Origin of the sequence: Flavobacterium sp. UBA7682 (assembly GCF_002482945.1) — a bacterium.
Classification (GTDB): domain Bacteria; phylum Bacteroidota; class Bacteroidia; order Flavobacteriales; family Flavobacteriaceae; genus Flavobacterium.
This window is the reverse complement of sequence record NZ_DLGY01000035.1, coordinates 1-10,475: the sequence shown is the minus strand read 5'-3', so window position 1 is coordinate 10,475 and position 10,475 is coordinate 1. Positions and strand designations below refer to the sequence as shown.

4 protein-coding genes are annotated in these 10,475 nt (G+C 37.1%); all 4 read left to right on the top strand.

Going from position 1 to position 10,475, the window contains the following annotated elements:
• Positions 1 to 1,908: DNA-directed RNA polymerase subunit beta (rpoB, locus tag B3C16_RS09840; protein ID WP_291131283.1), on the top strand; the 1,908-nt coding region annotated here is incomplete at its 5' end.
• An 80-nt stretch (positions 1,909 to 1,988) separates the two neighbouring features.
• Positions 1,989 to 6,293 (top strand): DNA-directed RNA polymerase subunit beta', encoded by a 4,305-nt coding sequence (gene rpoC / locus B3C16_RS09835; protein WP_121311668.1) that lies wholly within the window; start codon positions 1,989 to 1,991, stop codon positions 6,291 to 6,293.
• Between the two features lie 116 nt (positions 6,294 to 6,409).
• Complete coding sequence (locus B3C16_RS09830; protein ID WP_121311667.1) at positions 6,410 to 6,721, top strand: DUF3467 domain-containing protein; 312 nt, start codon at positions 6,410 to 6,412, stop codon at positions 6,719 to 6,721.
• A 503-nt stretch (positions 6,722 to 7,224) separates the two neighbouring features.
• The coding region (locus tag B3C16_RS09825; protein ID WP_291131281.1) for a beta strand repeat-containing protein at positions 7,225 to 10,475 on the top strand (3,251 nt) is incomplete at its 3' end.

The following is a 10,475-nucleotide window of genomic DNA, read 5'->3' as shown; positions in this document are numbered from 1 at the left end:
GATGATGCGAACCGTGCGTTGATGGGCTCCAACATGATGCGTCAGGCTGTACCATTGTTACGTCCTGAAGCACCAATCGTAGGAACAGGTTTAGAGCGTCAAGTAGCGTCTGACTCAAGAGTATTAATCAATGCGGAAGGAAACGGAACTGTAGAGTACGTTGACGCCAACATGATTACTATCAAATACGATAGAACAGAAGAGGAAAGAATGGTAAGTTTTGACCCAGATGAGAAATCGTATAACTTGATCAAATTCAGAAAAACAAATCAAAGTACGTCTATCAACTTGAAGCCAATCGTAAGAAAAGGCGACAGAGTGAAATTAGGACAAGTACTTTGTGAAGGATATGCAACACAAAACGGAGAGTTGGCTTTGGGTAGAAACCTTAAAGTTGCGTTTATGCCTTGGAAAGGGTATAACTTCGAGGATGCGATTGTAATTTCTGAAAAAGTAGTTCGTGACGATATCTTCACGTCTATCCACGTTGATGATTATTCATTGGAAGTTAGAGATACGAAATTAGGTAACGAAGAGTTAACTAATGATATCCCGAACGTTTCTGAAGAAGCTACCAAAGACTTGGATGAAAACGGAATGATCAGAATCGGAGCCGAAGTTAAACCTGGCGACATTCTAATCGGAAAAATTACACCAAAAGGAGAATCAGATCCTACACCGGAAGAGAAATTGCTTCGTGCCATCTTCGGGGATAAAGCAGGAGATGTAAAAGATGCTTCGTTAAAAGCGTCTCCATCGTTACACGGTGTGGTTTTAGACAAAAAATTATTCGCGAGAGCGGTAAAAGATAAAAAGAAACGTACCAAAGATAAAGACGATTTGACGTCTTTGGAAATGGAATTCGAAACCAAATTTGTTGAGTTAAAAGACAAATTGGTTGAAAAATTATTCACCATAGTAAACGGAAAAACATCGCAAGGTGTCATGAACGATTTAGGAGAAGAAGTTTTACCAAAAGGTAAAAAATACACTCAAAAAATGTTACATGCCGTAGAAGATTTCGCTCACTTGACTAAAGGACAATGGGTTGCAGATGAAGAAACTAACCACTTGGTTAACGACTTAATCCACAACTACAAAATCAAATTAAACGATTTGCAAGGTGCTTTAAGAAGAGAGAAATTTACCATCACTGTTGGAGATGAATTACCAGCCGGTATCTTGAAATTGGCGAAAGTTTATATCGCTAAGAAACGTAAATTGAAAGTGGGTGATAAAATGGCGGGACGTCACGGTAACAAAGGTATTGTTGCTCGTATCGTTCGTCACGAAGATATGCCATTCTTAGAAGATGGAACTCCGGTTGATATCGTATTGAATCCACTAGGTGTACCTTCTCGTATGAACATCGGTCAGATTTATGAAACTGTTTTGGGTTGGGCCGGACAAAAATTAGGAAGAACTTATGCGACACCTATTTTTGATGGAGCAACATTAGACCAAATCAATGCCTTGACAGACGAAGCAGGTATTCCACAATTCGGTCATACTTATTTGTATGATGGAGGAACTGGAGAACGTTTCCACCAAGCAGCAACTGTTGGAGTAATCTATATGTTGAAATTGGGACACATGGTTGACGATAAAATGCACGCTCGTTCTATCGGTCCATACTCTTTGATTACACAACAACCATTGGGTGGTAAAGCCCAATTTGGAGGTCAGCGTTTCGGAGAAATGGAGGTTTGGGCACTTGAAGCTTATGGAGCATCAAGTACGCTAAGAGAAATTTTGACTGTTAAATCGGATGACGTAATCGGTAGAGCTAAAACTTACGAAGCAATCGTTAAGGGAGAAACTATGCCGGAACCGGGATTACCAGAATCATTCAATGTATTAATGCATGAATTGAAAGGTCTTGGATTAGACATCAGATTAGAAGAATAAAAATAGTTGGCAGTGGCAGTGTTCGGATACACTATCTGAACACTGAACACTGAATACTGAACACTTTAAATGTTACGACTATGATGAATAGAAATAAAGATACTAAAAATACTATCAAAAGATTTGACAGAATTTCGATAGGACTAGCTTCACCGGAATCTATCTTGGCTGAGTCAAGAGGAGAGGTTTTGAAGCCGGAAACTATCAACTATAGAACCCACAAACCAGAACGTGATGGTCTTTTCTGTGAGCGAATTTTCGGTCCGGTAAAAGATTTTGAATGTGCCTGTGGTAAATACAAAAGAATCCGTTATAAAGGAATCGTTTGTGACCGTTGTGGTGTTGAAGTAACCGAGAAAAAAGTACGTAGAGACAGAGTTGGTCACATCAATTTGGTGGTGCCGATTGCTCACATCTGGTACTTCCGTTCGTTACCAAACAAAATTGGGTACATTCTTGGATTGCCATCTAAGAAATTAGACATGATTATTTACTACGAAAGATACGTAGTAATCCAAGCCGGTATTGCTCAAAATGCAGATGGTGAATCATTACACCGTTTAGACTTTTTGACAGAAGAAGAATATCTGAATATTTTAGATACCCTTCCGATGGAAAATCAATATTTAGATGACAATGATCCAAATAAATTCATCGCCAAAATGGGTGCTGAATGTATCATGGATTTATTGGCACGAACTGACTTAAATGAGTTGTCTTACAGCTTACGTCACGCGGCTAATAACGAAACGTCTAAACAAAGAAAAACAGAAGCGTTAAAAAGATTACAAGTTGTTGAATCTTTCCGTGAGTCAAACCTAAACAGAGAAAACCGTCCTGAGTGGATGATTTTGAAAGTAATTCCGGTGATACCGCCAGAATTGCGTCCGTTGGTGCCGCTTGATGGAGGTCGTTTCGCAACTTCCGATTTGAACGATTTGTACAGAAGAGTGATCATCCGTAACAACCGTTTGAAAAGATTAATGGAAATCAAAGCTCCTGAAGTAATCTTAAGAAACGAAAAACGTATGTTGCAGGAATCAGTAGATTCCTTATTTGACAACACGCGTAAAGCTTCTGCAGTTAAAACAGAATCAAACAGACCATTAAAATCTTTATCAGATTCGTTAAAAGGTAAACAAGGTCGTTTCCGTCAAAACTTATTAGGGAAACGTGTGGATTATTCTGCTCGTTCGGTAATTGTTGTTGGACCGGAAATGAAATTGTTTGAATGTGGTTTGCCAAAAGATATGGCTGCTGAACTATACAAACCATTCGTTATTCGTAAGTTAATCGAAAGAGGAATTGTTAAAACGGTTAAGTCGGCTAAGAAAATCATCGACAAGAAAGAGCCAGTAGTTTGGGATATCCTGGAGAATGTAATCAAAGGTCACCCGGTATTATTAAACCGTGCTCCTACGTTACACAGATTAGGTATCCAAGCTTTCCAACCAAAATTAATTGAAGGAAAAGCAATCCAGTTACACCCGTTAGTATGTACGGCGTTCAACGCGGATTTTGATGGTGACCAGATGGCGGTTCACTTACCGTTAGGACCGGAAGCTATTTTGGAAGCACAATTATTAATGTTGGCTTCTCATAATATCTTGAATCCTGCGAATGGTGCTCCGATTACGGTTCCTTCTCAAGACATGGTACTTGGTCTTTATTATATGACCAAAGAAAGATTATCAGTTCCTGAACATAAAATCTTAGGTGAAGGCTTGACTTTTTATTCTGCTGAAGAATGTAATATTGCTATCAACGAAGGAAGAGTGGAATTGAATGCTCGTGTTAAAATCAGAGCTAAAGATTTCAATGAAGAAGGAGAATTGGTATACAAAATTATCCAGACTACTGCCGGTAGAGTACTTTTTAATGAAGTAGTTCCACCAGCGGCAGGATATATCAACGAAGTATTGACTAAAAAATCTTTACGTGATATTATTGGAAAAATCCTTGCAGTAACTGATGTTCCTACAACGGCAGCGTTCCTTGATAACATGAAAGATATGGGGTACAAATTCGCTTTCAAAGGTGGATTGTCATTCTCATTAGGTGATATTAGAATTCCGGAGCAAAAAAATAAATTGATTGCTGACGCAAGAGAGCAAGTAGATGTAATTTCTACAAACTATAACATGGGTCTTATTACCAATAACGAACGTTACAACCAAGTTATTGATATCTGGACTTCTGCGAATGCACAATTGACAGAATTAGCGATGAAAAATATCCGTGAAGACCAACAAGGTTTCAACTCGGTATATATGATGCTTGATTCCGGAGCTCGTGGATCTAAAGAACAAATTCGTCAGTTAACCGGTATGCGTGGTTTGATGGCTAAGCCTAAAAAATCAACCGCTGGTGGTGGTGAAATTATTGAAAACCCGATTCTTTCTAACTTTAAGGAAGGTCTTTCAATTTTGGAGTATTTTATATCTACTCACGGTGCGCGTAAAGGTCTGGCGGATACCGCTTTGAAAACGGCAGATGCTGGTTACTTGACTCGTCGTTTACATGACGTTTCTCAAGACGTAATCGTCAACTCTGTAGATTGTGGTACTTTAAGAGGAATTGATGTTTCGGCATTAAAGAAAAACGAAGAAATCGTTGAAACTTTAGGAGAGAGAATCTTAGGACGTGTGGCGTTACAAGATGTAATCAATCCGTTGAACAATGAAATTTTAATTCATTCAGGTGAGCAAATTACTGAAGCAGTGGTTAAAGCAATTGAAGAATCTCCACTTGAAAGAGTAGATGTTCGTTCGCCTTTAACTTGTGAAGCTAAAAAAGGTATTTGTGCTAAATGTTACGGACGTAACCTAGCTACCGGAAAAATGACTCAAAAAGGAGAAGCAGTCGGTGTTATCGCTGCACAATCTATTGGAGAGCCTGGAACACAGTTGACACTTCGTACATTCCACGTTGGTGGAGTTGCCGGTGGTGTTTCTGAAGAATCTAGCATCATCGCAAGATTTGGAGGAAGATTAGAAATCGAAGATTTGAAAACAGTTGTTGGAGAAGACGGAGATGGGAACAAAGTAGATATCGTGGTTTCTCGTTCAACTGAATTGAAATTAGTAGATGTTAAAACAGGTATTTTATTAAGTACACACAATATTCCTTACGGTTCTGTTATCAATGTGAAAGATGGAGACACCGTTGAAAAAGGTGCTGCTATCTGTAAATGGGATCCATATAATGGAGTTATCGTTTCTGAATTTACCGGAAAAATTGCTTACGAAGATTTAGAGCAAGGACAATCGTTCCAAGTAGAAATCGATGAGCAAACCGGTTTCCAAGAAAAAGTAATTTCGGAAGGAAGAAATAAAAAATTAATCCCAACCTTATTGGTTTACGGTAAAGACGGAGAATTAATCCGTTCTTACAACTTACCGGTTGGTGCTCACCTTATGGTAGAAGATGGAGAGAAAATTAAAGCAGGTAAAATCTTGGTGAAAATTCCTCGTCGTTCTTCTAAAGCAGGTGATATCACCGGAGGTTTACCAAGAATTACCGAGTTGTTAGAAGCTCGTAATCCTTCAAACCCAGCGGTTGTTTCGGAAATCGATGGTGTAGTTTCTTTTGGAAAAATCAAAAGAGGTAACCGTGAGATTGTAATCGAATCTAAATTTGGTGAAATCAAGAAATACTTAGTGAAATTATCAAGTCAAATCTTAGTTCAAGAGAATGATTTCGTAAAAGCGGGTGTGCCTTTATCTGATGGAGCCATTACTCCGGATGATATCTTGAGAATCCAAGGTCCATCAGCTGTTCAACAGTATTTGGTTAACGAAATTCAAGAGGTTTATCGTTTGCAAGGGGTAAAAATCAATGACAAACACTTTGAAGTGGTTATTCGTCAAATGATGCGTAAAGTAAGAGTTGAAGATCCGGGAGATACATTATTCCTAGAAGAGCAATTAATACACACCGCTGACTTTATCGAAGAAAACGATAAATTGTACGGAATGAAAGTGGTAGAAGATGCAGGTGACTCTGAGGTGTTAAAACCGGGTCAAATCGTTTCTCCACGTGAGTTAAGAGATGAAAATTCATTGTTGAAGCGTAATGATAAAAACCAAGTTGTGGCTCGTGATGTTATTACGGCTACGGCAACTCCGGTACTTCAAGGTATCACGAGAGCATCGTTACAAACAAAATCATTTATCTCGGCAGCATCGTTCCAAGAGACAACAAAAGTATTAAACGAAGCAGCAGTAGCCGGTAAAGTAGATACTTTAGAAGGTCTTAAAGAAAATGTTATCGTTGGCCACAGAATTCCTGCGGGAACTGGTATGAGAGATTACGATCACACTATTGTAGGTTCGAAAGAAGATTACAATGAAATCATGGCCAATAAAGAAGAATACATTTATTAATAGCAATATTAATAGTTAAATTTAATAAAAGCCACTACTTTAAATCTTAAATTAGTGGCTTTTTAATTACCATGCGTAGCAAAACGGAATATCTAATATCAAAAATTTAATATCAAATGAGTGATAATAATCAACAACAAGGACAAATCAATATTGAGTTGGATGAAAAGACGGCCGAAGGAATTTATTCCAACTTGGCTATCATCAACCATTCAGCTTCTGAATTTGTAGTTGACTTTGTAACGATCATGCCTGGAGTGCCTAAGGCAAAAGTTAAATCGAGAATTGTGTTAACACCGCAACATGCTAAAAGATTTCTGAAAGCATTAGGGGAAAATATCCACCGTTTTGAATTGGCCAATGGCGAAATAAAGGATACAGAGCAACCTCCGATTCCTTTGAATTTTGGTCCAGCCGGTCAAGCATAAATTAAATATGTTTTTTTATAGAAAACCTCTCAAGAAATGGAGAGGTTTTTTTTATGGGATAAATTCAGATTTTATTCTCTTTTGATTTTTACAGAAATTCATTTTTATACTTCTTTCGGACTAAATTCATGTGTTTTGTCGTTGTTCTTCTTGTTAAATCGATAAAATACATTTGTGCAATTTAGATTAATAATTTATTTGTAAAAATAATCTAAAGACTACAAAAAAGTATTTTATAGTGTAGTTTGTCGATGAAATGGAGTGACTTTAGATATTTTTTTTGTTTTTTTGTAGAACTAATCGTTTAACGTTTGTGGCGAATGGCTGTTTTAAAAATCATATTAGTAAGACGAAATTATGGTTTAAATTTAGTTTTGATTGCTAAATATGTAGATTACAACGATAATTTTTACCATTGAACAATTTTAATTGTTTGATGATTATGTATCAAATACTTTCGCTCAATATTTATTTACTCAAATCTAAAAATAAAATTTCTGCACATGAAAACAATTTTACAAAATTCTAAGATAAAAACAACAGTGTTTTTTCTGATGATGTTATTCTTTGCAAATGAATCTTTTGCGCAAGTGTCTATATTGAACAATTGGACAAATGTTTATAATGGCACAAGTAATTCAGGAACTCCTTCTTATGTTGTTCCAACAGGAACAGATTCTAATAGGTTATTAGTTGTCGCGATAGCTACTACTAGAACTACTGCTGGTAGCAGAAGTATCACACTCACATATGGTGGAAGATCTTTTACATTGGCAAATGGAGATTTAGCTACATCAAACCGACAACATACCGCGATTTATTATCTTAAAGAATCAGATCTAGATTTGGCTTCTAATACTACACTATCCTACAGTATTAGTAATGGTACAACAGCCTTAAATTCTGTGTGGGTCGGTGTTTTTGATTATGTTGATCAAACTACTTCCATTACAAATACCAGAGTTTATAATAGTGGTTCAGCTATTTCTGATTTCCAATTTAGCACTAATTTAACTATTAATGCAGGTGATCAAGCAATTCTTTTAGTGAATTCCTGTAGAGTAGGTAGCACTAGTGATAGAAATTTTGATAATTTTAATAGCTTTACGTCAGTAAATCAACAGACAGGTACTTTTAATACTTCAGGAACTTCAAATGATCTTGGAATTAATGGAGCCATAGCCAATTATACTACTGTGCCAACAAGTAATACTTCTTCTAATTGTTTAGTGGAATTAAGTGGTACTTCACTTCCTTCAATGACTGGTGTCAGTATTAAAGGATGTGCACTCCCAACAGTAAATGCAGGAAGTGCTCTAACAGCTATTTGTAAAGGTGGTACATCTGCACCATTGGGTGGAAGTAGAGGTGGTTCAGCAACTGGCGCTATTTGGTCTGATGGTGGTGTTGGAGGAACTTTTTCTCCGAATGCCACAACATTAAATGCTGCATGGACACCACCAAGTAATTATGAAGGAACTGCTACCTTAACTTTGACAACAACCGGTGGTTCGTGTGGAACGGTTTCAGCATCAAAAACACAAGTTGTTAATCCTACGCCTACATCAGTTATAGCAACAGAAAGCGCATCTACAATTTGCTCAGGAGATACTGTTGATTTAACGGCTAGTGCTAATTCCAATTCGGAGCTTACATCGGTTGTGCGACTAAATGAGGATTTTAACGGAACACCTGTTGGTTGGACTACAACTAATACAAGTTCTGGCGGTAATCCAGCTTTGGCTGCATGGACTTTGAGAAATGATTACACTATTAGTAGTGTTAATTTTAAAGGTATTGACAATACTCAGTTTTATATGAGTAATAGTGATGCACAAGGCAGTGGTAGTACTACGGATACAGCATTAACATCTCCATCTTTTAGTACAGTAGGTTTAAGTTCTGCGACCTTAAATTTTTATCATTATTATAGAGATTACAATGCAGATGATAATGCAGATGTTCAGGTTTCTGTTAATGGAACTACATGGACTACATTGTCACCTTCATATACAGCTACTGTAGGTAGTTCTACTGGTTTTGTGTTAGGAACGTTTGATCTGTCTTCTTATTTGAATCAAGCTACGGTTTTTATTCGTTTCAAGTATCATGCAGAATGGGGTTATTATTGGGCAATCGATAATGTTTCTGTAACAGGAATGTCTTCAACTCCACCACCGGCAACTTTCGCATGGACATCAACGCCTTCAGGATTTACTTCTTCATTGCAAAACCCGACAGGTGTTGCGCCAACAGTTAATACATTTTACACTGTTACTGCTACCAATAGTTATGGTTGTAGCGCATCATCATCAACAGCAACAATTGCAGTTAAAAACACTTGGTTAGGAACTACAAGTACAGCATGGAATGTTGGCTCAAACTGGAGTTGTGGTGTGCCAACTGCTTCATCAAATGTAGTAATCAGCACAGCGGCTAACTACCCGGAAATATCTTCGGATGTTACAATTAATAGTTTGACATTAGATTCCGGGACTACTTTAAAAGTAAATTCATCATACGATTTAACAGTTACAGACATTATTGATAATGATGGAACTTTAACTATTGAAAACAATGCTAATTTAATCCAAGTAAATGATGTTGATAATACAGGTTCTGGTGCAACAGTAGTTAAAAGAAACAGTTCAGCAATAAACCGTTTTGATTATACTTTATGGTCTTCACCTGTAACCGGACAAGGATTATATGCTTTTTCACCTTTAACATTATCAACCCGTTTTTATCAATATCTTACTGCTACCAATTTTTATAACAATAGTGGTTTAGGGTTTTCTATTTCAGGGGCCGATCCTGTAACCGGAATAGGCGGTACAGATACTAACAATGTTCAATTTGCTACAGCAAAAGGATATCTTATAAGATCACCTTGGAATCATCCGACAGCTCCAACTGTTTGGACAGGTACTTTTAGCGGAGTTCCAAACAATGGCGATATACCTGTTACAGTTTCTACAGCGGGAGAACCTATAATTGGTTACGGTTATAATGCGGTTGGAAATCCATATCCATCCCGAATCAGTGTTCCTGATTTTATTGATGGTAATGCTAACATATCTGGTACTTTATACTTCTGGAGAAAAACGAATGATAATGCAGCAACTTCCTACGCAACACTTACTAAAACTGCTTATGTAGCTAATGGAGCACTGGGCGGTGATACAGGAACAGGTTTTTTCCCTAATGGAAATGGAGCTGAAGCTGATTGGGTTATCAATGTTGGACAAGGATTTTTTGTTAAAGTCAATAGTGGTTCTTCTATAAACTTTACCAATGGTATGAGAAGAATTTCAAATTCAAATCAGTTTTTTAGAAATTCTCAAACAGTAAATACAGTAAATAATGGTTTGTATTGGTTGAATTTAAATGCAAACACTGGTATTTTTAGTCAAATGGCTGTTGGATATAGCGAAGAAGGAACTTTGGATTTTGATAGAGGAATGGATGGGGAAAATATCAATAAAGATTTTTATTTGACAAGTTTAATAAATACAGGAGAATATTCTGTTCAAAGTAGACCAAGTTTTGAACCTACTGATGTAGTACCATTATCATACAAGGTTGGGACAGCGGGGAATTACAGTATTTCGATAGATCATTCTTCAGGTTTATTTGCAGAAGGTCAGTTGATTTATTTACGTGATAATTTGACTTCTACCACACACAATTTAGCCACAGGTGCTTATAATTTTAGCACTGATGCCGGTACATTCTCTTCTCGTTTTGAGATAGT